Here is a 22,687-nt window from a genome sequence, read left to right on the forward strand (position 1 = left end):
GGGGGCGCGGGACCGCGCCCCCGGACTTCAGAGGTCGATGAGAAGATGCGGTGTCCCATCGGACGTCTTCTCGGCGCTTGTACCCTTCGGTCCGACCGTCCCGGTGACGCGGTGACGCAAGGATGAAAAGCTTTCGAACTGTACGGCGTCCACGGGTTTATCCAGAACCAGACACAGTCGGGTCCACCCGGGGCGAACCGTTCGTGCTTCCAACACCTTTGCGGTGAACGGCTGTCCCAGGTAGCGCCCGGTGACGCGATCAGGCACCGTCCATCCATCTGTCAGCGTCGCCGACATCGCGTTCCAGTCACGATGCCCCGCGTCGCGGGCCACCCGGTCCAGCGCCGCACCTTGGGACAGACGTTCACCCATCTTCGCCGCGATGTCCCGCATGGCCCGGGCGCGTGCCTTGGCCTCGCCGCGGGTCATGTTCGGCCCGCTGCGAACAGGCCCCAACCGAACCCCCGCCGCGCCGTATGTGCCAATACTGCGAATGCCAGACAGGCAAGAAGTAACTCTGACGCTGGTCCCGCAAGCCAGATGCCCGGCTCGCCCAAATGCGCCGCCAGAAGGAACGTCAGCGGGAGTGCGAAAAGATAGGGCTTCGTCAGCGACAGTAACGCCGCCCGCGTTGCATCGCCGATGGCCTGGAAATAGGCGGACAGCATCATCAAGGGCCCGGCCAGCACGAGAAGCGCGACGATCATCGGCAGGATGCGCGCGACCTCGGCCACCACGACCGGGTCCCCGACGAAAACGGCTCCGATCGGACCGGCAAACAGCGTCATGCCCGCCTGCATCGCGGCACCGTAGATCAGTGCTGCGTAGAGCGCGATGCGAAGGCTGGTATCCGATCGGGACCAAGACCCCGCACCGTAATTATTGCCGACGATCGACTGCATCGCATGGCTCAGCCCCAGCATCGGCAAATAGGTAAAGGTCAGCACGCGCGTGACGATTCCGAAGGCACTGATGGTGTCGCCATACCCCGGTGCCCCGACCCATTGCAGCGCCAAGACGTTTGCTCCGGATCCCAGGGCGATGCCTACGAAGGTCAGGCTTTGCGGTGCGCCGAGGGCCAGGATCCGGGGCCAATTGTCTGTTCCGAACGCGGGTCGCAGGATCGTGGTGCGATAGCGGAGGGTCAGAATGATGCCCAGGCCCAGAAGCTGCGCCGCCGATGTTCCCAGTGCCGAGCCGGCCACACCGAGGTCGAGCCAAGCGATCAGCACCCAGTTGAACGCGATGTTGGCCAGTGAGACCAATAGGCTCATCGTAGCCATGAACCCGACCCGCCCTTCCGAGCGCAGCGCGTCGGAATTGACGGCGAGCACGAATATCAACGGTGAGGAGAGCACCGTGATCCGCAGGTAGATCATGCCGAGGTCGGCAAGCACCGCCTCGCCACCTGCGACAACGAGCGCTACACTGTGTCCGCCCAGCATAAAAAGCGCAATCAGCGCGATGCCGCAGACCGCCGCCAGTCCATGGGCACCGGCAAACACCGCCCGCGCGCCGTCCTGGTCTCCGGCCCCCAGCCGTCGCGCCAGCAGGGAATTCATTCCCGAGGATACCAGCGTCGCCAGTGCCACGATCAGCATGTAGGCCGGGAACATAAGCGTCACGGCGGCCAGCGCCTCGGGCCCGACATAACGCCCGAGGAACAGCGCATCGGCCACGGCGAGCAGCCCGTTCATTCCCATAACGAAGATGATGGGCAGCGCCGTGCGCAGATAGAGACCGGGCAACGGCCCGTGCAAATAGGGATTTCGGTCGGCAGACATGGGCCAACTCCTTCGATTTACGTCGCGCAGTTTCGATGGGGTCCGCATTGCCATCCGGCGACTGAAGAGGGAGTCGCAAGTATCATCCGATGGGACTTCACCCTGGATCTTGCGGTCTGCGGAAGGCGGGCGCCCGGTGCCATGGGCGGCGGGCTAAACCAATCGGTTCATTTCGTCAACTGTGCGTCCGCAGGCCGATGAATGTCGCGGCATTCTGTGCACAGGCCCGTTTATCAGGCGATCTCTCTCTTGACCCCGACCCGCCAAGGCGGGACACCGAGGGATGCTCGCTTACATCATCCGCCGCATCTTTCAGTCCATCATCGTCCTTCTGGCCGTGGGACTGGTTGCGTTTTCCATGTTTCGCTTCGTCGGGGATCCGATCGAGAACCTTTTGGGGCAGGAACGCACCGTTCAAGACGTCGAACGCCTGCGCGAGGCGCTGGGCCTGAACGACCCTTTCCCGGTGCAATATGCCAAGTTCCTTGGCCGCGCGGTGACGGGCGATTTCGGTATCAGCTACCGGCAGTCGCGCCCCGTTTCCGAGATTATCGTCGAACGCGCCCCGGCCACGCTGGAACTGGCCTTCGTATCCGGGTTCCTGGCTCTGACGGTCGGGATCGGGCTGGGTGTATTCACCGCGATCCGGCGGGACGGGTGGGCGGCGAACGCGATCATGTCACTGTCCCTGATCGGGGTGAGTTTGCCGACCTTCCTGATCGGCATCCTGCTGATCTACCTGTTCGGGGTGCAGTTGCGATGGTTGCCGACCTTTGGGCGGGGTGATGTTGTCGACCTCGGCTGGTGGACGACAGGCTTTCTGACCACAAGTGGATTGAAATCCCTGATCCTGCCGTCGATTACGCTGGGCCTGTTCCAGATGACGTTGATCATGCGGCTGGTACGATCAGAGATGCTGGAGGTGCTGCGGCAGGATTACATCCGCTTTGCACGCGCCCGCGGTCTGGCGGCCAAGTCGGTCAACTTCCGGCACGCCCTCAAGAACACGATGGTTCCGGTCATCACGGTGACGGGCCTGCAACTGGGCGCGATCATCGCCTTCGCGATCATTACCGAAACGGTGTTCCAGTGGCCCGGCGTGGGCCTGCTGTTCATCAACGCGGTGCAATTCGTCGACATTCCGGTGATGGCCGCTTACCTCATGCTGATCTCGGTGATGTTCGTGATGATCAACCTCCTGGTCGATATCCTCTATGTCTGGGTCGACCCCCGCCTGCGCATCGACGGGAGACATACATGAGCGATCTGACCGACGCCGCCCGACAGGGCCCGAAACCCACCGAACGTCTGTCCGACGCAGAGGCGGTCGCGCCGTCCCGCTGGAAGACAATCTGGGAGGCAGACATCACCTACTCCTTCCGCCGGTCGCCCGTCGCGATGCTGGCGGCCCTCGTGACGGTGCTTATGGTGCTGATGGCGGTCTTCGCGCCGCTGGTTGCGACGACAAACCCGTTTGATCCCTCCTCGCTGAACCTGATGAACGGCTTCTCGGCCCCCGGCGTGCCCAATGCCTTCACCGGGGAGACATTCTTTCTGGGCACGGACGATCAGGGGCGCGACGTCTACTCGACGATCCTTTACGGGCTTCGCATCTCGCTCTTCGTGGGCGCGATGGCCGTGGCCTTTGCCATGATCCTGGGCATCACGCTGGGGCTTTTGGCGGGGTATCTGGGCGGCTGGACCGAGACCATCATCATGCGGGTCGCCGACGTACAGCTGACGTTCCCGTCGATTCTCGTGGCGCTGCTGATATTTGGAGTGGCGCGCGGGGTGATCCCGATCGAATACCGCGACCAGATGGCGATCTGGGTCCTGATCGTGGCCATCGGGCTGTCGGACTGGGTGCAATTCGCCCGCGTCGTGCGGGGGGCCACGCTCGTCGAGAAGAACAAGGAATATGTGCAGGCCGCACGCCTGATCGGGCGTAAGCCGGTGGCGATTATGCTCAAGCATATCCTGCCCAACGTGCTCTCGCCCGTGCTGGTCATCGCGACAATCTCGCTGGCGCTGGCCATCATCGCGGAGGCGACGCTGTCGTTCCTCGGCGTGGGGGCTCCGCCGACGCAACCGTCGCTTGGGACGCTGATCCGCATCGGTCAGGATTTCCTGTTCTCCGGCGAATGGTGGATCCTGTTCTTCCCGGCCTGCACCCTGCTTGCGCTGGCACTGTCGGTGAACCTGCTGGGTGACTGGCTGCGCGATGCTTTGAACCCGAGGTTGCGTTGATGACGACTCCCGTTCTTGAACTCCGGAACCTGACTGTCGACATCCCGACGCGTCATGGCACCCTGCGGCCCGTGGATGATGTGTCGTGGTCCATCGATGCGGGTGAAATCCTGGGCGTGGTGGGCGAATCCGGTGCGGGCAAGTCGATGACCGGCAATGCGGTGATTGGCCTGCTGGACCCGCCGGCTCATATTTCCGGGGGCGAAGTGCTGCTGGAAGGGGAGCGGATTGACAACGTATCCCCCGCGCAGATGCGCCGAATTCGCGGCAAGCGGATCGGGATGGTTTTTCAGGACCCGCTGACCTCGCTCAATCCGCTGCTGACCATCGGGGATCAGCTGTCGGAGACGATTCTGCGGCATCTGGACGTGACCAAATCCGAGGCCGATGCGCGCGCTGTCCGGGGCCTTGACGAGGTGGGCATTCCGTCGGCCAAGAACCGTATGGGGGCCTATCCTCACGAGTTCTCCGGGGGCATGCGACAGCGGGTGGTGATCGCTCTGGCGCTGTGTGCCGAGCCGACGCTGCTGATCGCGGACGAGCCGACGACGGCGCTGGACGTGAGCGTTCAGGCGCAGATCACTGCGCTGTTGAAGCGGCTGTGTCGTGAACGGGGAATGGCGGCCATGCTGGTGACACACGACATGGGCGTCATCGCGGAGACCGCGGACCGCGTCGCGGTCATGTATGCAGGCCGACTGGCCGAGATCGGGCCGGTCAGCCAGATCGTGGGCCAACCGCGACATCCCTATACCGACGGCTTGATGGCTTCGACACCGGCGGCCTCGGCGGGCAAGGCGCGCCTTCGGCAGATTCCCGGCGCGATGCCGCGCCTGGGAAAACTTCCGACTGGCTGCGCGTTCCACCCGCGCTGCCCCAAGGTGCAGGACAAATGCCGCGTCGATCCGGGGCCGAAGGTCGGCATCGCGGACGACCGCGCCGCCTGCTGGTTCCCCATCGAAAAGGCGGAGGACGTGGCATGAAGAATATCGTCTCCATCAAGCATCTGACGCGGGTTTTCGACGTATCGAAGCCTTGGCTGAACCGGGTGATCGAACGTCTGCCCAAGCGGATGCTGACCGCCGTATCGGACGTGAGCTTCGACATTCCCGAGCGGACAACCTATGCGCTGGTGGGTGAATCCGGGTCGGGCAAGTCGACCATCGGCAAGATGGTGGTTGGCCTGCTGCGCCCTTCCGAAGGTCACGTCGAGATCGACGGCGTCGACCTGGTGACGGAAAAGGACCCGGCGGTCATCGACCGGATCCGGACCGATATCCAGATGATCTTCCAGGACCCCTTCGCCTCGCTGAACCCCCGGTGGCGGGTGCGCGATATCATTACCGAGCCGGTGGCGGCACGGGGAGGAAACACCGACGGCCTGGCCGAGCGTCTGCTGGAACAAGTCGGCTTAGCTGCGGAGGATGCGAGCAAGTATCCGCACCAGTTTTCCGGTGGCCAGCGGCAACGGTTGTGCGTGGCGCGGGCGCTTGCCAGCGAGCCGAAGCTGATCGTTTGCGATGAGCCGACAAGCGCTTTGGACGTGTCGGTGCAGGCGCAGGTTCTCAACCTGATGTCTGATCTGAAGGACGAACACGGGCTGACCTACTTGTTCATCAGCCACGACCTGACGGTTGTGCGGCACATGGCCGATACCATCGGGGTGCTGTATCTGGGTCGTCTGGTAGAGGAGGCCGCGCCGGATGACCTCTATACTCATCCCGGTCATCCCTACACGGCGATGCTGATCGACGCGGCCCCACGTCTGGATGCCTTCGGGCGCGAAGTGGAGCCACCCGAGGGCGAAATCCCCGATCCAACCGACCCGCCCAGTGGTTGTGCCTTCCACCCGCGTTGCCCATTGGCGAGCGATATCTGCAAGTCAGAGCGACCGCAGTTGAAATCCTTCGGCGCGGGCCGGGTCGCATGCCACCACGCGGGGCAGATCGAATTGAAGAGCGTGGCCTGACCGGACAAGTCAGCCGTTGACTCCCTTGACCAGCGCGGCGAGCTCTCGGGCGGCCTCCTGAAGATGCGGCAGGAATGAAAGCGCGTGCTCCAGGTCGATCCGAAGCGTGGGGGCGTGAAATGACAGCGTTGCCAGTAGGCGACCGTTCTGGTCGTTCACGGGGACAGCAAGGGCGATCATATCCCGCATGAATTCGCCCCGGTCGGTCGCATAACCGCGGGCACGCGCGCGATGGATGGCGGCTTCGAGGTCTTTGCGCTGGGTATATGTACCGGGCGCGCGGGGCTCCAACCGGGTCGCATCAAGGTATGCTTGAAGCTCTCGATGATCCAGGGTCGACAGATACATCTTGCCAGACGCAGTGCAGTAGAACGGCACGCGGGACCCTGCGGGCAGTTGGATGCGCAGGGGCCATTCCGTCTCCACCCGCTCTAGGTAGACCATGCTGTCACCGTCAGGCATGGCGATGTTGCAGGTCTCGCCGATCTTGTTGGACAGCCGGCTCAGGATGGCTTGCCGTGCCGAGCGGATGCGTGATGTCGATAGCACGCCGCCAGCCAGCCCGCGCAAACGGCGGCCGGGCAGATAGGCCCGACCGCCGAGATCGCGTTCTAGAAAGCCCTCGTCGATCAACGTCTGGAAAAGCCGGTGGATGGTCGGCTTGGGCAGGCCCAGCGTCTCGTTTACGGTCGTCGGCGTTATGGGTTCACCCGCCTTGGCCACCTCCTCCAGAACGAGGAGGAGGCGGAGGTTCGTCGGGATTGGCTCACCGCGTAGACCGTCCATCGCTTACCTGTCCGGCAAAAGCGCCGTCGAAAGTTCCGGCACCAGCGCGACGATGATCCACGTCGTCAGCAGGGCCACAAGATATGGCACCGTATAGGGCAGCAGCCGGAAATAGGGAACGCCTGTAACGCCCGATGCGACATAGAGATTCAGACCGTAAGGCGGGGTGATGAATCCGATGGACGCGCCTACTAGGAAGATGACGGCGAACTGCACCGGCTCCACCCCGACTTCGTGCGCGATGGGTGCCAGGATGGGTGCCAGGATGATCGTGACCGGCAGGGATTCCAGCACCATGCCGCAGATGAACACGATCGCCATCGCGGTGAACAGAACGGCGTAGTAGCCGCCCATGCCCGTCACGAAGTTGCCGATGACTTCCTGTGCACCCAGAACTGACAGAATCTGCTGCATCACCACCGACACGGCGATAAGTGGGGCCAGGATGCCGGTGATCTGTGCGGAGCGCATGGTGATCGACGGCAACTCAATCGGGGAAAATCCCTTGACCAGGAAGAACTCCCAGACGTTCTTCTCCTCGACTGTCTTATCCTCGTCGAGATTGAACAGCCTGTAGAGCGGCAGGCAGATGAACCCGACGATGATACAGAAGCCCACCGTCACGCCCGCCGCTTCCGTCGGAGAGAATTTGCCGGTGTAGATGCCCCAAAGCACGAGGCCGATGGCGAAGAAACCGAGCCAGGCACCGATGAAGGTCTTGGTGATCCGCGACGGCGACAGGCCGATCAGAACGCCCCACTTATTCTTCCACGACAGCAGGAACGCCGCCGACATCATAGCCAAAACCATAAGCGACCCGGGGATGATCCCGGCAACGAAAAGATCGCTGATCGGCAGGTTCAGTAGGAAGCCATAGACGATGAAGATGATCGACGGGGGAATGATGATACCGACGGTGCCGCCCGCAGCGGCCGTGGCCGCCGAGAAACGCTCGTCATAGCCGCCCTTGACCATTTCGGGGTGAAGCATCGAACCGATGGTTGCCGTCGTGGCCGAGTTGGAGCCTGAGATGGCAGCAAAAAGCCCGCAAGCCCCCAGAGCCGCCATCGCCAGACCGCCGCGCAGCCAGCCAAGGCAGGAATAGGCATAATCGGACAGGCGCCGGGCAATACCGGACCGGTTGATGAGGTCACCCGTCAGGATGAACAGCGGCATCGCCAGAAGCGCAAAGCCATCGGTGAACACGTTGGTGAGCGCCGCCCCGACGTTGAGCAGCGGAAGGGAAAGCAGGAATGACATCCCGATTACCCAGTAGCCGATCACGAGGAACACCGGCACGCCCAGCATAAAGAAGATTGTGACGCCGACCGAAATCAGCGTGATGATGGTTCCGTCGGTCATGCGTCACCCCCGATCACGGCTTGCTCGATGAGGGTGTTGCCCTCGCGGAAGTTGCGCAGGTCGTTGAACAGGTTCTCGAACACCCGCCCTGACAGGAGCACGAAAGCAAGCGGCACGGTTCCGAGGAACCACCACTGCATCACGCTGTCCGTTCCGGCCATGAACCGGAAGTTGGCTGCCGCTTCGACCGTTTTCCACGCTGTGGTGACGATGACGACCCAGGCAAATCCGAGCCAGAGGACTGCGTCGAGGACAAGGCAGGCGATTTGACCTGCCGGCGGCATCATGGTGCGGAATTCGGCGAAGGCCAGGTGGGTGCGCAGCTTGACGTTATAGCTGCACCCGACCCACGTCATGATCAGGAAGAGGAAAGGGGGGAGAGTCGTCGACCAGGGAGGTTGTCCAGACAGGTAGAAGCGTTGGACCACACCGGCGAAAATGATGCCACCGATCATCAGGTAGCTGGCGACCATGACCGTCTGTTCCAGGTAATTCTCGAAGAACGGGACTCTGCGGTAGAGGGCCATGACGGCCAATCCGCCCAGTACAGTCACGAGAAGTCCCAGGACCCAGACCGATCCGCTGTGTTGGCGCAAAGCGTCGGCCATACCAAACGCGTCATTGTTGAAGATCCAATCAGAGATACCCCCGAAGATCGCGCCCATGCCGTCGAACCATCCCATCGACGTGCCCTCCCAAATTAAGAGCGACCCTCCCGGTCGCTGGTAGAGACGTCAGGCCCGTTGTGCCTGCCTGTCCCTTGTCGTGCGTCCGGGCGCGAAAACCGCGCCCGAATGCATGTCACGAACCCCGAGGGATCAGGCTTTCCACCACCGGCGCGGCTCCACGTTCTCGGCCAGAGTGTGCGTGTTCTGACGGGCAACGTTATAGATGTCCTGGTAGGTATCGAGGCCACCCGACCAGTTGTTGAGCCGCTCGCGCCACTGCTCCCACTCCGCGGGCTGGAACTCGGGCGAGCACATCTCCTCGGCCTTCTTGATCTCTTCGACCGAAAGATCGGCAACGCGCACGCCGTTTTCTGCGAAGATCGTGTCCGGTTTCTGCGGGTTCGACGCCCCCACCGTGTTGACCAGGGCAGCTTCGTTGGCCGCCTGCACGTGGACCTGCGCCAGGTACGACGATTCCATCACCGCATCCTGCAACTCGCCCGACAGACCGTCGAACACGCTGACCGACATGGCAGTGTGCTCCGTGCCGCAGAAGAAGCGCAGATCGACCGACTGCGAGACGACCGGTGACATGTTGGCGTAGGCCACCGCGCTCGCCCATGTCTCTGCGCCGTCGATCAGACCCTGCTTGAGGCCGTCGAGTGTCTCCTCCCAAGCGACGGGCACCGGGTTCAGGTTCAGCAGCTCCATCGCGATGCGACCCAGCTGCGTACCCGTCACGCGGTTCTTGGTGCCGAACAGTTCTTCGATCGTGCTAACGGTCGGCTTGTCGGCGAAGGTCGAGCCCATCTGAAGGCCACGCAGTTCGGCGTGCGAGAAGAGAAATTTCAGGCCGTGACGCTGCTCGTAGGGGTCGCGCAACAGGGCGACCGATTCGGGCGAATAGAGGAAGTGGTAGATATCGGCGCGCGTGCGGAACTGGTAGGCATAGTCCAGCACGTTCAGGTACGGCGCACCGCCGGCGGAATTCTGGGTCGAGGCGGCATACATGTCGACGATGCCCGACTGGGTCTTCTCAACGCAGGAAGTCTGACCGCAGATCTGGTTGTCCCCGATGAACTCGACGCGGATCTCCCCATCCGTCCGGCTCTCCAGGTCGCGGGCGAACTCCAGCACGCCGGCGCGTTCGATCAACAGGTTGCGGGCGTTGAAGCCGGCGGCTCCCAGCTTGAATGTGTGCTTTGCCTCCTTGGCAAAGCGTTTGTCATAGGTCGACTCGGCCGCACGGGCGACATCGCCGATGGTGACGGCACCGGTCAGGGCCGATGCCCCGAGCACGACGGAGGACAGGCCGTACTGCCCCGACAGTTTAAACAGGTCGCGACGGGAAATCCCGCGGAGCGCGTTCGATGCTTTCATTTCCGTATTCCTCCCTTAAGGCTGCAAATATGATACTTGCAGTCTCAATAATCAGCACTCTAAGCTGCACCTGACAAGCTTTTCTTTCGGGATCAGCTAAGAAAACGGGCTGGGAGGACCTGATATGGCAGAACATACGGCAGATTATGTCGTCGTGGGTGGAGGATCGGCGGGCTGCGTGCTCGCGAATCGCCTGTCAGCGGACCCCGGCAACAAGGTGATCTTGCTGGAGGCGGGCAGTCGGGACTGGAACCCGTGGATCCACGTGCCGGTCGGTTACTTCAAGACGATGCACAACCCGTCGGTTGACTGGTGCTATCGCACCGAGCCTGACCCCGGACTCAACGGACGGGCGATCGACTGGCCGCGTGGAAAGGTGCTTGGCGGATCGTCGTCGCTCAACGGTCTGCTCTATGTGCGGGGGCAGGCGGAGGATTACGACCGCTGGCGGCAGATGGGAAACACCGGCTGGGGCTGGGACGATGTGCTGCCACTGTTCAAACGCTCCGAGCGTCAGGAACGCGGGGCGGATGAATTTCACGGATCCGATGGTGATCTGTGGGTGTCGAACATGCGCCTGCAGCGCCCGATCTGCGACGCCTGGGTCGCCGCGGCGCAGGCGGCGGGATACCCGTTCAACCCGGATTACAACGGGGCCAGCCAGGAAGGCGCGTCCTATTTTCAGCTGACGACAAAGAATGGAAGGCGCTGTTCCTCGGCCGTGGCATTCCTGAACCCTGCCCGGTCGCGCGACAACCTGACAATCATCACAAACGCCCCCGCAACCCGCCTGATCCTTGAGGGCAAACGTTGCAACGGTGTGGTGTACCGCGACAAGTCGGGGGCGGAGCGGATCGTGAAGGCCAACCGCGAGGTCATCGTCTCGGGCGGGTCGATCAACTCGCCGCAGTTGCTCATGCTATCGGGCATCGGGGAAGCGGCGCAGTTGCAGGAACACGGGATCGAAGTGAAGGTCGATCTGCCGGGCGTCGGCAAGAACCTTCAGGATCACCTGCAGGCGCGGCTTGTGTTCAAGTGTAATGAGCCGACCCTGAACGACGAGGTGCGCAGCCTGTTCAACCAGGCCAAGATCGCGCTGAAATACGCGATGTTCCGGTCGGGGCCGATGACGATGGCCGCGTCGCTGGCGACCGGGTTTTTCCGAACGGGCGATCACGTCGAGACGCCGGACATCCAGTTTCATGTGCAGCCCTGGTCGGCGGACTCTCCGGGCGAAGGTGTGCATCCGTTCTCGGCCTTCACGATGTCGGTCTGCCAGTTGCGCCCCGAAAGTCGAGGGGAAATTCGCCTCGCGTCGCGTGAACCGAGCGTTTATCCCAAGATAATCCCGAACTACCTGTCGGAGGAAATCGACTGCCGTACCTTGGTGGAAGGGGTCAACATTGCCCGTCGTATCGGCAAGCACGCTCCCCTCAATGACAAGATATCGGAGGAATTTCGTCCGACGTCGGACCTTTCGATAGACGATTACGAGGGCACGCTGGATTGGGCGCGGTCGAATTCGGTCTCGATCTATCACCCGACCGGCACCTGCAAGATGGGGCAGGGCCCTGCTGCCGTCGTGGACGAGCGTCTGCGCGTGCACGGCGTGACGGGTCTGCGGGTCGCGGATTGCTCAATCATGCCTGAGATCGTGTCCGGCAACACCAACGCACCTGCCATCATGATCGGGGAGAAGGCTTCGGACATGGTGTTGGAGGATGCGAAGGCGACGGTCTAGCGGTCAGTCCTGGACGCGAAAGCGGCCGCCTTGCCTGCGGTTCGATTGATTTGCCGGGCGATCACGCCAGGCGCGGCGGCATCATTCGAGCGGAAAAGTGCAGGGGTATTGCAGTTCACGACATGGCTTCGCCCTTACCCCGGCCCTTGGCCTCGCTGATGAACATGTGCGGTCCGTCAGGGCCATGCCCGCTCAATTCAGCTTGCGAGACGAGCGTCGCCTTTGGGGTAGGGCTTGCAACAGACGTCCAGATCGAACAGAGCCAGCCGCCTTGAGCAGAAGGCCCGGCGTTTCCGCGAGGACATCCGCGAAGACGGGGCGATCTTTCATCATCAAATCCAGTGGGGTCGAGTATATCGGAATGAATGGCCGGTACGGGCTGCAGGATCATATGCATTACGCCGACGACTATGCTGCCAACCCCTGCTACTGACCATCGCTGGCGAAGGGGCTAAGCCTTGTTTTCAGGGCTGGCTTTGATGCTTCACAGCGTGTCGTAATGCCCACTTCCGAAGCGGCTCCGGGGCCGTCGCGACGGCCCCGGTCTTGCGGATGTCGTCAGTTCGCCTCCATCGCAATCAGTGTCGCGTTGCCCCCCGCCGCCGTGGTGTCGGTGCTGATCACGACCTCTTCCACGAAGCGCGACAAGTAGAGCGGTCCGCCTGCCTTGGGGCCGGTGCCCGACTTGCCGTGGCCGCCGAAGGGTTGGCTGCCGACGATCGCACCGATCTGGTTGCGGTTGACGTAGACGTTGCCTGCCGTTGCCTGCGCGGTGACGTGGGCGATGGTCGCGTCGATGCGCGAGTGCAGGCCGAAAGTCAGGCCGAAACCGGTCGACGCGATCTCGTCCAACACCTTGTCGATCTGACCGGCCTTCCAACGCTTGACGTGCAGGATCGGGCCGAAGACTTCTTCCTTCAACACCTCGTCCTTGCCCAATTCGATGATCGTAGGCGGAAGGAACAGGCCAGCCGGTGCCTTTCCCTGCCAGCGCGGCTTATGCTTGGCGATGTGGGCGTGGAGACGGTCCAGTGCATCCTGGTCGATGATCGGACCCACGTCCGTTGCCAAGTCCATCCCGTCGCCTAGCGTCAAAGTGGCGGCGGCCCCCTGGATCATCTCCAGCATCCGGTCAGCGACGTCTTCCTGGATATAGAGGATCCGGCAGGCCGAGCAGCGCTGCCCGGCGGAGCGGAAGGCCGAGGCCACGACGTCGCGTGTCACCTGCTCGGGCAGGGCAGTCGCGTCGACGATCATCGCATTTACGCCGCCGGTTTCTGCGATCAGCGGCACGATGGGGCCATCCCGGTCGGCCAATGCGCGGTTGATGGCCTTGGCCGTCGCGGTGGACCCGGTGAAGGCCACCCCGGCAAGAACGTCATGCTCCATCAGTGCGCGACCGATCTCCACGCCGCCCGGGGCGAGGATCAGCGCGTCTTCGGGCACACCGGCGCGGTGCAGCAGGGCCACGGCCTGCGCGGCGATGCGGGGAGTCTGCGGCGCGGGTTTGGCCACGACGGCATTGCCGACCGACAGGGCCGCGGCGGTCTGACCGAGGAAGATGGCCAGCGGGAAGTTCCACGGGGCCACGGTCACGAAGACGCCGCGTCCACGCGCCTGCCAGCGGTTCAACTCGCCGGTGGGGCCGGGCAGGTCGCGCGGCGGGCACAGGCCCTCGGCCTCGTCGGCATAGTACCGCAGGAAGTCCACCGCCTCGCGGATTTCGGCGATGCCGTCGTCGATGGTCTTGCCCGCCTCGCGCGCAAGGGTCGCCATCAGGGCCGGACGCTCTTCCTCCAGAAGGTCGGCACCGCGGCGCAGGGCGGCCGCGCGGGTGGCAACGGGCAGATCGCGCCACGCCGGGGCAGCCTTGGCCGCGCGGGTCATTGCCGCGTCCACATCCTTGGCGGCGAAGGGCTTCACCTTCGGCGCGTCGGGTGCGTCGTACATCGCCTGCGCCAACGCGTCCAACTCGGCTTCATTGCCCCATTCCACGCCATTCGAGTTCAATCGCCCTCCGAACAGCGCCCCCGGCAGCGGAATGCGGGGATGGCGCGGGGACGTTTCCAGATCGTCGGGGAAGAAGAGGACCTCCTCCACGTCCACATCCTTGTCACCGGCCTTGGCGACAAAGCTGGTTGAGGCACCGTTTTCAAGGAGGCGACGAACAAGGTAGGCCAACAGGTCGCGGTGTCCGCCGACCGGGGCGTAGATCCGGCAGGTCGTATCGAACTCACGGGTGACGGCATCATACAGGCTCTCGCCCATGCCGTGGAGGCGCTGGAACTCGTAGCCGCCCGCCGCCTCCCCGGTCTGTTCTGCTGTTTCGAGAATCTGGGCGATGGAGAGGGCGTTGTGCGTCGCGAACTGCGGGAAGAGTTGCGGGCGAAGGGCCAGCATCCGCTTGGCGCAGGCCAGGTAGTTGAGATCCGTCACCTCTTTACGTGTGAAGACCGGGTAATCCGCATGGCCTTCGACCTGCGAATGCTTCACTTCCGTGTCCCAGTAGGCCCCTTTCACAAGGCGAACCATCAGTGTCTGACCATGAGTCCGGGCGAGTTCGCCGGCCCAGTCGATCACGGCCAGCGCCCGCTTGCCATAGGCCTGAATGGCCAGGCCGAAGCCCTGCCAGTCGCGCAGCGACTCGTCGGCGAAGGCCGCTTCGATCACTTCCAGGGAAAGTTCCAGGCGGTCCTGCTCTTCTGCGTCGACGGTGAAGTTCAGATCATGGCTTTTGGCCTGCTTGGCTAGGTCCACCAGAACCGGAACGAGATCGGTCAGAACGGCGGCGCGGTTGCGCGGTTCGTACCGGGGGTGAAGGGCCGAAAGCTTGACCGAGATTCCGGGGCGGAAGGGCAGGGGGCGCTTGCCTGCGGCCTTGCCGATGGCGGCAATGGCGTCAGAATAGGACTTGGCATAGCGGTGCGCGTCGTCCCATGTTTTGGCACCTTCGCCCAGCATGTCATAGCTGTAGAGGTGGCCCTTGGCCTCCTGCTCGCGTGCGCGTTTGAGCGCGGCCTGGATGGTCTCACCCAGAACGAACTGGTGTCCCATGAAGCGCATCGCCTGGCGCACACCCGTGCGAACGGCAGGCGCACCGATGCGACGGGTCAGCCCGCCCAGAACGCCCGGCACGGTGTCGCCGGGACGCAGAAGACGGCTGGAGAGGCCCAGACCCCATGTCGCAGCCGAGACCAGCCAGGCGTCGGAAGGCTCGTGCCCGGCCCAATCACCGGCACCGATCTTGTCCGCGATAAGTGCGTCTTGCGTCTTCTCGTCGGGGACGCGCAGCAACGCTTCGGCCATTGCCATCAGGGCCAGTCCCTCGCGGGTCGAGAGATCGTAATCGCGCAGGAAATCTTCCAACCCGCCGATCCGGGTGCGGGCCCCGCGAATGGTGTTGATCAGGTCAACTGCGGCGGCGTGCGTCTGTTCCGACACGGCCGCATGCGGCATCAGGGCGGCGATCAGGGCTTCGTCGGCTGGGGCGTAGGGGGCAGTAAGCGTCATGGAAGACTCCTGTACAGGTTATATCTCCGAATAAGTCTTATTCGAATGGGAATCTCACCAAAAATGCTAGGATCAATTGATGGATGACGCAGATATATTCCCTCAAACGAAGAATAACCGAGAAAAGCGATGCAACTTGATAAACACGATCACACGATTCTTTCCATCTTGCAGAAGGACGGGCGAATCCCTGTCACCGCGCTCGCCGAAAGGGTGGGGCTGTCGCCGAATGCGACCGCTGAACGGATGCGACGGATGCAGCGGGACGGGGTGATCACCGGATTCCGCGCCACGCTTTCCCCGGTGGCCATGGGGCGGGGCCTGACGGCCTTTGTAGAAGTGCGTCTGGACCGCACATCTTCCGACGTATTCGACGCTTTTGCGCATGTCGTCCGCGACTTGGAAGGTGTCGAAGAGTGTCACATGGTAGCCGGAGGGTTCGACTACCTCCTCAAGACCCGCCACCGCGATATGGCGGCCTATCGCGCGTTCCTGTCGGACAGGTTGGTCGACTTGCCCGGCGTCCGCGAGACGCGAACCTACGCTGTGATGGAAGCCGTGATTGAAGGGGGTGCCCTGACGGTCGGATAGTGCGAATCGCTTCAAATGCAGTGGAAATTGCCTTGATGACACCGCTTTCTATTAAGCGGCGCTTAAGGCCTCCGCCGTAGATCAAGTGGGCCGAGAATGGCGATCAGGAGGTGCCCGACATGGTGTCGGCCCTCAAGGCAGAATGTCGATCAGTCCGCGCAGGCGGACGTCCTTAACCCGCGAAGCGGGAGCATTCACGTGAGGAATACACATGTCCAGCATTCTGACAAACAATGGCGCGATGGTCGCGCTGCAGACGCTGCAATCCATCAACAAGAACCTCGGTATGACCCAGTCCCAGATCTCGACCGGTAAGGCGGTTGCCAACTCCAAGGATAACGCCGCCGTTTGGGCCATCTCCAAGCAGATGGAGTCGGACGTCCAAGGGTTCAAATCCATTCAGGAAAGCCTTTCCCTTGGGGAATCGACGGTTGCCGTGGCACGGAACGCCTCCGAAACGGTCACGGATCTGCTGACGCAGATCAAAGGCAAGATCGTCGGCTCGCAGGGTGAAAACGTCGACCGCGAAAAGATCCAGACAGACATTTCCGCACTGCGGGATCAGATCAGTTCCGTTGTGGGCGCGGCCCAGTTCAACGGCCTGAACCTTCTGTCAAACAAGGATACTGATGCCGGTTCCGGCTCGGTCAACGTTCTGTCTTCGCTGGATCGCTCCGGCGCGGGCGTGACGTCCGGTTCCATCGCGGTGGCCAAGCAAGACCTTGGAATCGAAGCTTCGGGGATCGACGCCGGTGCCGCAGTCGTAGCAACGGCGGACAACAATATCGCCGGTGACGGCGACGCGGCTGCTCTGGCCGTGGCTGGTGTTGTTGACCCCGCTGCCCCCACTGAAGCGACCTTCACTATCGGTGATGAGGTTTCTGCCGGTCAGGGCTATAACATCCAGATCACAGCGGCTGCTGGCGACGTGCCAGCAGATTTCAATACCGGTGGTCTGAGTGATATCATGTATGTCGCGCGGGACGGAGATACGGCGGCTGATGTCGCGAAGGGTCTAACGGACGCCTTTAACGCGTATGTCGCCGACAACGACCTTGCGGACTCGACGATCGGTGCCACGTTTGATGGTGGTGCTGTCACAGTCACGGGTTTCACTGGCGTGGCAGCTGACGCATTCAGCATCAACGTCAACTCCTACGCCGCTGCGGACACGACAATCGGTGGTGGCCTTGAAGCGCTGGCTGACATCGATGTCTCCACCGAGGAAGGGGCCAATGGGGCACTCAATCAAGTTGAAAGCTTGATTCAGAAGGCCGTCGACACGTCGGCGTCGTTCGGTTCGTCCCAGAGCCGGATCGAGACGCAGTCGGCTTTCATCTCCAAGCTGTCTGACTCGCTCAAGTCGGGGATCGGCTCGCTGGTGGATGCCAACATGGAAGAAGCGTCGGCCCGACTGCAGGCTCTTCAGGTTCAGCAGCAGCTGGCGACTCAGTCGCTGTCGATTGCCAACCAGGCACCGCAGTCGATTCTCTCGCTGTTCCGGTAAAGTGAGTGTTCTGCTCCGGAATATTCCGGGGCAGGGCCTCTTTCGAGCCAGGGCGCAAAGCGCCGATCCTTCGCCAAAGACGCGAAACTCGCCAATAGTGAGACAGAACCAAAATGGGCCATCCACAACAGGCCGTCGCCGGCTACGCCGCGCTTGACGCATCGATGTTATCACCAGGCCGCGCCGAGGCTCTGGTCTTTACGAAAGTTACAAGGCGCCTGGAACATGCCTTCGGTGATACTGCAGTCGCCGCAACCACGCGCGTGACAGCGCTGCACGACAATCGCCGCTTGTGGCACGCGGTTGCGATCGCCTGCAGCGATGATGACAACGCTATGCCAGATGCAATGCGTGCAAATCTGATCAGTTTGGCCGGCTTTGTCGACCGGACCACGAGCGCAGTCCTTGCTGGCACCTCGGAGCCGAATGCTCTGTTCGAAATCAACCGTCGGATTGCGGCCGGCCTTTCTTCGGAGGCTGTCTGATATGGCGGGGCTTATGCTGAAATTTCCGTCGGGTGACCGGATCGTTGTCAATGGCGCGGTCATCGAAAACGTAGGCCGGGGTGCGCGGCTCCGTCTTTTGACTCCGGACACCCAGCTTCTACGCTTACGCGATGCGATCAACCCAGAGGCAACAACAACACCTGTAGGGCGTTTGGCCCATACGGTTCAGATGATGTTGGTCGGTGAACTCAGCCCAGATGTTGCCTTGTCTGAAACACTGGCCAATCTGGCGGTTCTTCGCAACGCTTTCGTCGACAGCGAAGATCGTGCCTGCATCGATCAAGTGAGCGCACACTTGCAGGAAACACAGTTTTACCAAGCGCTTCGAACCCTGGGGCGGCTGCGGCGCAAGGAGGCCGAGCTCCTGTCGGTTCAAATTCGGTGACGTTCCAGCCCTTTGTTCCGATTGGCGGTCTGGCGGGGTGGCGGTTCCTTCAGAACACCGCCGAGACGCAACGCGCAGCACATGCAGCTGGGCCAGTGCTGCAACGTGATCTGAACTACTTCGAAGAAAACATCGGGTCGATTAAGACCGCCGAGCAGCTTGTCGGAGATTACCGGCTGCTGTCGGTTGCCCTAGGGGCCTTCGGGCTGAGTGACGATATCAACTCGAAGTTCCTGATAAAGCGCGTCCTTGAAGAAGGAACTATCGATCCGGATTCCCTTGCCAACCGCTTGTCCGACAAACGCTACCGCGACCTTTCGCGGGCCTTCGGGTTCGGGGATTTCGGGGTCGCCAACACCGCTCTGTCGGACTTTCCAGACCGGATTGCAAAGCGGTACAAGGACCAACGTTTCGAAATCGATATGGGCCGGACGAGCGAGATGATGCGCCTCGCTTTGACGGCGCAGCGGGAACTTCCCGCACTGGCTTCGGGCGATTCCTCAAACCGGACCAAATGGTTTACGCTTATGGGAACACCTCCGCTTCGCAAGGTTATGCAGACCGCGCTCAATATGCCGACAGCTATCGGTACGCTGCCGATCGACAGGCAGTTAGAGGTCTTTCAGGAGAGGGCCGAAGCCATCTTCGGGACAAACGACCTAACCGAACTTGCGCGGAGTGACACTTTGAGTCGCGTACTTGACCGATACACTGCGCTTGATCAATCGGGCGGGAGTAGCTCGGTTTCGTCGCCTGCGCTGGTTTTGCTGCGCGGCTTCTGAACCGCTGGGGTCGGCGCGGTGTAGCTGCGCCCCAGGATACCGGCGAGCATCCTGAACCCATCCGTCGCACGCGGCAGACCTTGGGCCGTAAAGACCTCGTTCAATCGCGGCACCAGGATCAAGCTCTGATCTATTTCGGAGTTGGACCCGCGCTCATACAGCCCCGATGTCACCATCAATTCGTTTCGATCATGAGCCGATAGTATTTTGCGGGCTTCGGTGATCAGAGTATTTTCATTCCGTGTCGCCGCGTCGGGCAGGCTGCGGGAAACGGACCGCAGGACGTCGACCGCCGGAAATCGTCCGGCCTCTGCGATTTCGCGCGACAAGACGACGTGGCCATCCAGCTGCCCACGCATAATGTCGGCCAGCGGCTCCTCCATGTCGGAGCCGGCAACCAATACGGAGAAGACGCCGGTGATATCGCCCTGTTCCCCCTCTCCGGGGCCTGCCCGTTCGGCCAATGACGCGAGGAGGGGGGCAAGGCTGGGGGGATGCCCGCGCAGGTTGGCGTCTTCGCCAGCCGCGGTCGCGACTTCCCGATGTGCCTCGGCCAGGCGCGTGATGCTGTCGCACAGAAATAGGACATGTTTGCCCTGATCGCGAAAATGTTCGGCAACCGTCAACGCCGTCACGGCACAGCGGCGGCGCGTATTGGCTGGCTGATCGGACGTGGCTGCGACAACGACCGTCCGGGCCATGCCTTCGGGTCCCAGTATGCGGCGCACAAAGTCCGAAACTTCGCGGCCGCGTTCGCCAACCAATGCCAGAACGCAGACATCCGCCTCCATTTCGCGGGCAAGAGTGCCGATCAGGGTCGACTTACCCACGCCCGAGCCGGCGAACAGCCCTATCCGCTGTCCCCGCACAATCGGGAGCATCGTATCGAGCACGGCAAATCCGGTTCGCAGGCGGGGCCCCATGCCGCGGCGTCGGGCGGCGGCAGGTGGCTGCGCGCGCAGGGGCATGGGCTGGCCGGCTGCAATCGGGCGGTCATCCAAGGGACGTCCAAACGGGTCGATGATCCGACCGATCCATCCATCGTGGGGGTTGATTCGGGGCGACCCCGCGGGCCGGACCGGCAGCCCCATGCGCAACCCCTCGGCGCTGGCGAAGGGCGTCGCCCAGAGACTGCCCTGTTCAAGATGGGAAACTTCCGCTCGTTGCACCAGGCCAGCGGCATCGTCGTAGATCAGCTCATCCCCCAGAAGAGCATGGTCAGACAGGCCTGTAACACGAAAGCCTGCAGGCGAAAGTTCCGCGATGCGGCCAAGTGGAAAGCCACGCTCCGACAGGGCGACTTGAGCCCGAAAATTGGCAAAGGGGGCGAATGTTTCGGTGCGCCGCATCGGGCTTCTCCTCGACTGGTTGAAACGGTTTCTAAAGGAATCACCCTTAAGGCTTCGTTGCACGGACGAAGGAGAATCCCCCGTGAACGAGATGCCAGCCATTCTACGCCTTGCTGCCGGGGCTGCGGCCCATGCCGCGAACCGACAGGGCGTGATCGCCACCAACGTCGCAAATGCCGATACACCTGGGTTTCACGCCCGCGACATGAATCCCTTTGTTGTCGACGATGGCTTCCAGCTCAGGCGCGCCGATGAGCGCCATCTGGCCGGTACCTCACGGCAGTCGGAGGTATTCAAACTGCGCAATGCTGCGGTCGATCCGAACGGCAATACCGTCGATCTGGAAGATCAGGTTCTGCGCGGGATCGAAGCGGCGCGCGCCCACAACCAAGCCATTACTGTTTATCGAAACAATCTCGATATCCTGCGCACCGCGCTGGGCCGGAGATAATTCATGACGGAGTTTTCCAACGCGTTGACGGTCTTGTCGTCGGGGATGCGTGGCCAAGGCCAGCGTCTTCGTCATATCGCTGAGAACATCGCAAACGTTGATACGCCCGGTTACCGCCGCAAGATCATCGAGTTCCGCGAAGAAATTGATGAGGGGCAGCGGACGGGGACGATTCAGGTCGGACGCGTCCGGCTCTCGACCGGAGAGTTGCCCCGCATCCACGACCCCGAACACCCGATGGCGGACACGCAGGGATACCACGATGGTTCCAACGTGCAGCTTGTAACCGAACTGGCCGACGCCCGCGAGGCGCAGCGCAGCTACGAGGCGAACCTCAAGATGTTTGAACAGGTGCGCCGCATGTCGTCGCAGTTGATGGATATTCTGAAACGCTGATTTTGAAACCAACAGGAGGCCAGAATGGACCTTAACCCTATCCTTGTGGGACTTGGCAGAACGCCGGTCCAGAAGCCCAACGCGGCCCGAGAGGCGATCGCCGGCTTCACCGATCTGCTTGAGCAGGGTGAGATGCAATCGACTGCCGCAGTCACGACCGGGACGGACCCGCACTCGCTGGTCACGGCACTGGCCGAGAGCAAGCTCGCCGTAGACGCCATCGTCACCGTTCGCGACCGGGTGGTCGAGGCATACCAGGAAATCTTGCGGATGCCGGTCTGAGCGCATGTCTGAACTGCTCTTCTACGACACGCTGCGCCAAGGTCTTTGGATCGCGGTAATGATATCCACTCCGATCCTTGGTGTAGCCTTGGTCGTGGGCTTGGCCATCGGTCTGTTGCAGGCGCTGACCTCCATCCAGGAGATGACACTGACCTTCGTCCCGAAAATGGCCGCGATCCTGGGGGTTTTCTGGCTGTCCATGGGATTCATGACACTGACCTTGGGGCGATATTTCACCGATACGCTCGTCCCGATAATACAGGGGTTCTGACTATGGCGGATGGAATCTATCCGACGCTCGGGCGTCAGGCCGGCCTGCTGCGCGAAATGGACGTCATCGCGCAGAATATCGCGAATGCGAACACCACGGGCTACCGCGCCGAGGGCCTTATCTTCTCGGAGTTCGTAATCAAGGGAGAGGGCGGGGCAGCGTCGGTGTCGTTTGCCCATGCGCAGGGGCACCAGACGAGGTTCGAGCAAGGCGGGTTGCAGCAGACTGGTGGGACGTTCGACATGGCGATCGAAGGTGAGGGCTACTTCCAGGTCGACGTCGACGGCTCGCTACATTTGACACGGGCGGGGGCCTTTCTGGCTGGACCGGACGGTGGCGTGCAGACTGCCGAGGGATATCCCGTTATGGATGATGGGGGCGCGCCGATATTCGTACCGCCGGACTCGCGCGCCGTGCATATCGCCAGCGACGGGACAGTGTCAGCGGACGGGCGACCTATAGGGCGCGTTGCTATTCTGGCGCCGGCGGACCCTGGAGCCATGTCACGCCGTGCTGGTACGCTGTTTGCTGCCGAAGACGCTCTGCCGGTTGAGAATCCAAAGGTTCTCCAAGGCTTTCTAGAGTCATCGAACGTGAACCCCGTGCTGGAGATCGCGCGAATGGTTTCCGTTCAGAACGCCTACCAGATGGGTCAGGGCTTCATGGATCGAGAACACGAACGGATGCAGTCGATGCTGCGATTGATGGATCAATAAGGAG

The 22,687-nt window shown here is 62.2% G+C and carries 23 protein-coding genes; 15 read left to right on the plus strand and 8 right to left on the minus strand.

Annotated elements, in window-relative coordinates:
• Window positions 1-27: 27 nt before the first annotated feature.
• Together BLV27_RS02105 and BLV27_RS02110 are read right to left on the minus strand one after the other, a co-directional pair.
• Window positions 28-429, minus strand: coding sequence for a glyoxalase superfamily protein (locus BLV27_RS02105; RefSeq protein ID WP_092641569.1), 402 nt, complete (start codon window positions 427-429; stop codon window positions 28-30).
• Complete coding sequence (locus tag BLV27_RS02110) at window positions 426-1,784, minus strand: MATE family efflux transporter (RefSeq protein WP_092641572.1); 1,359 nt, start codon at window positions 1,782-1,784, stop codon at window positions 426-428. The genes BLV27_RS02105 and BLV27_RS02110 overlap by 4 nt, the downstream gene beginning before the upstream one ends.
• 283 nt (window positions 1,785-2,067) lie before the next feature.
• Here BLV27_RS02110 and BLV27_RS02115 point away from each other — a divergent pair, with 283 nt between their 5' ends.
• Genes BLV27_RS02115 through BLV27_RS02130 form a run of 4 tightly spaced genes read left to right on the plus strand, consistent with a single transcriptional unit; the run spans window position 2,068 to window position 6,000 of the window.
• On the plus strand, window positions 2,068-3,045 hold the full coding sequence (locus tag BLV27_RS02115; protein WP_092641575.1) for an ABC transporter permease: 978 nt from the start codon (window positions 2,068-2,070) through the stop codon (window positions 3,043-3,045).
• Window positions 3,042-4,031, plus strand: coding sequence for an ABC transporter permease (locus BLV27_RS02120; RefSeq protein WP_092641578.1), 990 nt, complete (start codon window positions 3,042-3,044; stop codon window positions 4,029-4,031). The genes BLV27_RS02115 and BLV27_RS02120 overlap by 4 nt, the downstream gene beginning before the upstream one ends.
• Window positions 4,031-5,014: an ABC transporter ATP-binding protein gene (locus BLV27_RS02125; RefSeq protein WP_092641581.1), complete on the plus strand. Its 984-nt coding sequence runs from the start codon at window positions 4,031-4,033 to the stop codon at window positions 5,012-5,014. The genes BLV27_RS02120 and BLV27_RS02125 overlap by 1 nt, the downstream gene beginning before the upstream one ends.
• A complete protein-coding gene (locus BLV27_RS02130) occupies window positions 5,011-6,000 on the plus strand; it encodes an ABC transporter ATP-binding protein (RefSeq protein ID WP_092641584.1) in 990 nt (329 codons plus the stop codon). Before BLV27_RS02125 ends, BLV27_RS02130 begins: the two co-directional genes overlap by 4 nt.
• A gap of 9 nt (window positions 6,001-6,009) precedes the next feature.
• On the opposite strand, the gene BLV27_RS02135 is transcribed toward BLV27_RS02130, so the two are convergent.
• The 4 genes from BLV27_RS02135 to BLV27_RS02150 all read right to left on the minus strand — a co-directional run bounded on the left by BLV27_RS02135 (window position 6,010) and on the right by BLV27_RS02150 (window position 10,196).
• On the minus strand, window positions 6,010-6,786 hold the full coding sequence (locus BLV27_RS02135; protein WP_092641587.1) for an IclR family transcriptional regulator: 777 nt from the start codon (window positions 6,784-6,786) through the stop codon (window positions 6,010-6,012).
• A gap of 3 nt (window positions 6,787-6,789) precedes the next feature.
• Window positions 6,790-8,148, minus strand: a complete 1,359-nt coding sequence (locus BLV27_RS02140) for a TRAP transporter large permease (RefSeq protein ID WP_092641590.1) — start codon at window positions 8,146-8,148, stop codon at window positions 6,790-6,792.
• The gene (locus BLV27_RS02145) at window positions 8,145-8,831 is read right to left on the minus strand and encodes a TRAP transporter small permease (RefSeq protein ID WP_092641594.1); all 687 of its coding nucleotides are present in this window, start codon (window positions 8,829-8,831) and stop codon (window positions 8,145-8,147) included. Before BLV27_RS02145 ends, BLV27_RS02140 begins: the two co-directional genes overlap by 4 nt.
• 135 nt (window positions 8,832-8,966) lie before the next feature.
• A complete protein-coding gene (locus BLV27_RS02150; RefSeq protein WP_092641597.1) occupies window positions 8,967-10,196 on the minus strand; it encodes a TRAP transporter substrate-binding protein in 1,230 nt (409 codons plus the stop codon).
• Window positions 10,197-10,320: 124 nt separating this feature from the next.
• Between BLV27_RS02150 and BLV27_RS02155 the strand changes: the two genes are divergently transcribed.
• Complete coding sequence (locus BLV27_RS02155; RefSeq protein ID WP_092641600.1) at window positions 10,321-11,937, plus strand: GMC family oxidoreductase; 1,617 nt, start codon at window positions 10,321-10,323, stop codon at window positions 11,935-11,937.
• Window positions 11,938-12,495: 558 nt separating this feature from the next.
• Here BLV27_RS02155 and BLV27_RS02160 read toward each other — a convergent pair.
• A complete protein-coding gene (locus BLV27_RS02160; RefSeq protein WP_092641603.1) occupies window positions 12,496-15,447 on the minus strand; it encodes an L-glutamate gamma-semialdehyde dehydrogenase in 2,952 nt (983 codons plus the stop codon).
• A gap of 129 nt (window positions 15,448-15,576) precedes the next feature.
• On the opposite strand from BLV27_RS02160, the gene BLV27_RS02165 reads away from it, so the two are divergent.
• The 5 genes from BLV27_RS02165 to BLV27_RS02185 all read left to right on the plus strand — a co-directional run bounded on the left by BLV27_RS02165 (window position 15,577) and on the right by BLV27_RS02185 (window position 19,218).
• Window positions 15,577-16,038, plus strand: coding sequence for an Lrp/AsnC ligand binding domain-containing protein (locus BLV27_RS02165; protein ID WP_092641607.1), 462 nt, complete (start codon window positions 15,577-15,579; stop codon window positions 16,036-16,038).
• A 211-nt stretch (window positions 16,039-16,249) separates the two neighbouring features.
• On the plus strand, window positions 16,250-17,545 hold the full coding sequence (locus BLV27_RS02170) for a flagellin (RefSeq protein ID WP_092641610.1): 1,296 nt from the start codon (window positions 16,250-16,252) through the stop codon (window positions 17,543-17,545).
• A gap of 113 nt (window positions 17,546-17,658) precedes the next feature.
• Window positions 17,659-18,030 carry a flagellar biosynthesis regulator FlaF gene (flaF, locus tag BLV27_RS20165; protein ID WP_092641613.1) on the plus strand — a complete coding sequence of 124 codons (372 nt, stop codon included), beginning with the start codon at window positions 17,659-17,661 and terminating at the stop codon, window positions 18,028-18,030.
• A 13-nt stretch (window positions 18,031-18,043) separates the two neighbouring features.
• Window positions 18,044-18,436, plus strand: coding sequence for a flagellar biosynthesis repressor FlbT (locus BLV27_RS02180; RefSeq protein WP_170831323.1), 393 nt, complete (start codon window positions 18,044-18,046; stop codon window positions 18,434-18,436).
• Window positions 18,433-19,218, plus strand: a complete 786-nt coding sequence (locus BLV27_RS02185) for a DUF1217 domain-containing protein (RefSeq protein WP_170831324.1) — start codon at window positions 18,433-18,435, stop codon at window positions 19,216-19,218. The genes BLV27_RS02180 and BLV27_RS02185 overlap by 4 nt, the downstream gene beginning before the upstream one ends.
• On the opposite strand, the gene BLV27_RS02190 is transcribed toward BLV27_RS02185, so the two are convergent.
• On the minus strand, window positions 19,158-20,567 hold the full coding sequence (locus tag BLV27_RS02190; RefSeq protein WP_092641622.1) for a FliI/YscN family ATPase: 1,410 nt from the start codon (window positions 20,565-20,567) through the stop codon (window positions 19,158-19,160). The genes BLV27_RS02185 and BLV27_RS02190 overlap by 61 nt on opposite strands.
• A gap of 91 nt (window positions 20,568-20,658) precedes the next feature.
• On the opposite strand from BLV27_RS02190, the gene BLV27_RS02195 reads away from it, so the two are divergent.
• The 5 genes from BLV27_RS02195 to BLV27_RS02215 are packed head-to-tail and all read left to right on the plus strand — an operon-like array spanning window position 20,659 to window position 22,683.
• On the plus strand, window positions 20,659-21,018 hold the full coding sequence (locus BLV27_RS02195) for a flagellar basal body protein (RefSeq protein WP_244504510.1): 360 nt from the start codon (window positions 20,659-20,661) through the stop codon (window positions 21,016-21,018).
• A gap of 3 nt (window positions 21,019-21,021) precedes the next feature.
• Complete coding sequence (gene flgC / locus BLV27_RS02200; RefSeq protein ID WP_092641628.1) at window positions 21,022-21,414, plus strand: flagellar basal body rod protein FlgC; 393 nt, start codon at window positions 21,022-21,024, stop codon at window positions 21,412-21,414.
• A 24-nt stretch (window positions 21,415-21,438) separates the two neighbouring features.
• Window positions 21,439-21,696, plus strand: coding sequence for a flagellar hook-basal body complex protein FliE (gene fliE / locus BLV27_RS02205; protein ID WP_092641631.1), 258 nt, complete (start codon window positions 21,439-21,441; stop codon window positions 21,694-21,696).
• A gap of 4 nt (window positions 21,697-21,700) precedes the next feature.
• On the plus strand, window positions 21,701-21,967 hold the full coding sequence (locus BLV27_RS02210; protein WP_092641634.1) for a flagellar biosynthetic protein FliQ: 267 nt from the start codon (window positions 21,701-21,703) through the stop codon (window positions 21,965-21,967).
• 2 nt (window positions 21,968-21,969) lie between these two features.
• The gene (locus tag BLV27_RS02215; RefSeq protein WP_092641637.1) at window positions 21,970-22,683 is read left to right on the plus strand and encodes a flagellar hook-basal body complex protein; all 714 of its coding nucleotides are present in this window, start codon (window positions 21,970-21,972) and stop codon (window positions 22,681-22,683) included.
• Window positions 22,684-22,687: the final 4 nt, after the last annotated feature.

Source organism: Jannaschia faecimaris (assembly GCF_900107415.1).
Classification (GTDB): domain Bacteria; phylum Pseudomonadota; class Alphaproteobacteria; order Rhodobacterales; family Rhodobacteraceae; genus Jannaschia; species Jannaschia faecimaris.

What these genes read in the sequence shown, in the direction of transcription:
- BLV27_RS02105 (WP_092641569.1), bottom strand. Translation starts at nt 429, where the DNA reads ATGACCCGCGGCGAGGCCAAGGCACGCGCCCGGGCCATGCGGGACATC.
- BLV27_RS02110 (WP_092641572.1), bottom strand. Translation starts at nt 1,784, where the DNA reads ATGTCTGCCGACCGAAATCCCTATTTGCACGGGCCGTTGCCCGGTCTC.
- BLV27_RS02115 (WP_092641575.1), top strand. Translation starts at nt 2,068, where the DNA reads ATGCTCGCTTACATCATCCGCCGCATCTTTCAGTCCATCATCGTCCTT.
- BLV27_RS02120 (WP_092641578.1), top strand. Translation starts at nt 3,042, where the DNA reads ATGAGCGATCTGACCGACGCCGCCCGACAGGGCCCGAAACCCACCGAA.
- BLV27_RS02125 (WP_092641581.1), top strand. Translation starts at nt 4,031, where the DNA reads ATGACGACTCCCGTTCTTGAACTCCGGAACCTGACTGTCGACATCCCG.
- BLV27_RS02130 (WP_092641584.1), top strand. Translation starts at nt 5,011, where the DNA reads ATGAAGAATATCGTCTCCATCAAGCATCTGACGCGGGTTTTCGACGTA.
- BLV27_RS02135 (WP_092641587.1), bottom strand. Translation starts at nt 6,786, where the DNA reads ATGGACGGTCTACGCGGTGAGCCAATCCCGACGAACCTCCGCCTCCTC.
- BLV27_RS02140 (WP_092641590.1), bottom strand. Translation starts at nt 8,148, where the DNA reads ATGACCGACGGAACCATCATCACGCTGATTTCGGTCGGCGTCACAATC.
- BLV27_RS02145 (WP_092641594.1), bottom strand. Translation starts at nt 8,831, where the DNA reads ATGGGATGGTTCGACGGCATGGGCGCGATCTTCGGGGGTATCTCTGAT.
- BLV27_RS02150 (WP_092641597.1), bottom strand. Translation starts at nt 10,196, where the DNA reads ATGAAAGCATCGAACGCGCTCCGCGGGATTTCCCGTCGCGACCTGTTT.
- BLV27_RS02155 (WP_092641600.1), top strand. Translation starts at nt 10,321, where the DNA reads ATGGCAGAACATACGGCAGATTATGTCGTCGTGGGTGGAGGATCGGCG.
- BLV27_RS02160 (WP_092641603.1), bottom strand. Translation starts at nt 15,447, where the DNA reads ATGACGCTTACTGCCCCCTACGCCCCAGCCGACGAAGCCCTGATCGCC.
- BLV27_RS02165 (WP_092641607.1), top strand. Translation starts at nt 15,577, where the DNA reads ATGCAACTTGATAAACACGATCACACGATTCTTTCCATCTTGCAGAAG.
- BLV27_RS02170 (WP_092641610.1), top strand. Translation starts at nt 16,250, where the DNA reads ATGTCCAGCATTCTGACAAACAATGGCGCGATGGTCGCGCTGCAGACG.
- flaF (WP_092641613.1), top strand. Translation starts at nt 17,659, where the DNA reads ATGGGCCATCCACAACAGGCCGTCGCCGGCTACGCCGCGCTTGACGCA.
- BLV27_RS02180 (WP_170831323.1), top strand. Translation starts at nt 18,044, where the DNA reads ATGCTGAAATTTCCGTCGGGTGACCGGATCGTTGTCAATGGCGCGGTC.
- BLV27_RS02190 (WP_092641622.1), bottom strand. Translation starts at nt 20,567, where the DNA reads ATGCGGCGCACCGAAACATTCGCCCCCTTTGCCAATTTTCGGGCTCAA.
- BLV27_RS02195 (WP_244504510.1), top strand. Translation starts at nt 20,659, where the DNA reads ATGCCAGCCATTCTACGCCTTGCTGCCGGGGCTGCGGCCCATGCCGCG.
- flgC (WP_092641628.1), top strand. Translation starts at nt 21,022, where the DNA reads ATGACGGAGTTTTCCAACGCGTTGACGGTCTTGTCGTCGGGGATGCGT.
- fliE (WP_092641631.1), top strand. Translation starts at nt 21,439, where the DNA reads ATGGACCTTAACCCTATCCTTGTGGGACTTGGCAGAACGCCGGTCCAG.
- BLV27_RS02210 (WP_092641634.1), top strand. Translation starts at nt 21,701, where the DNA reads ATGTCTGAACTGCTCTTCTACGACACGCTGCGCCAAGGTCTTTGGATC.
- BLV27_RS02215 (WP_092641637.1), top strand. Translation starts at nt 21,970, where the DNA reads ATGGCGGATGGAATCTATCCGACGCTCGGGCGTCAGGCCGGCCTGCTG.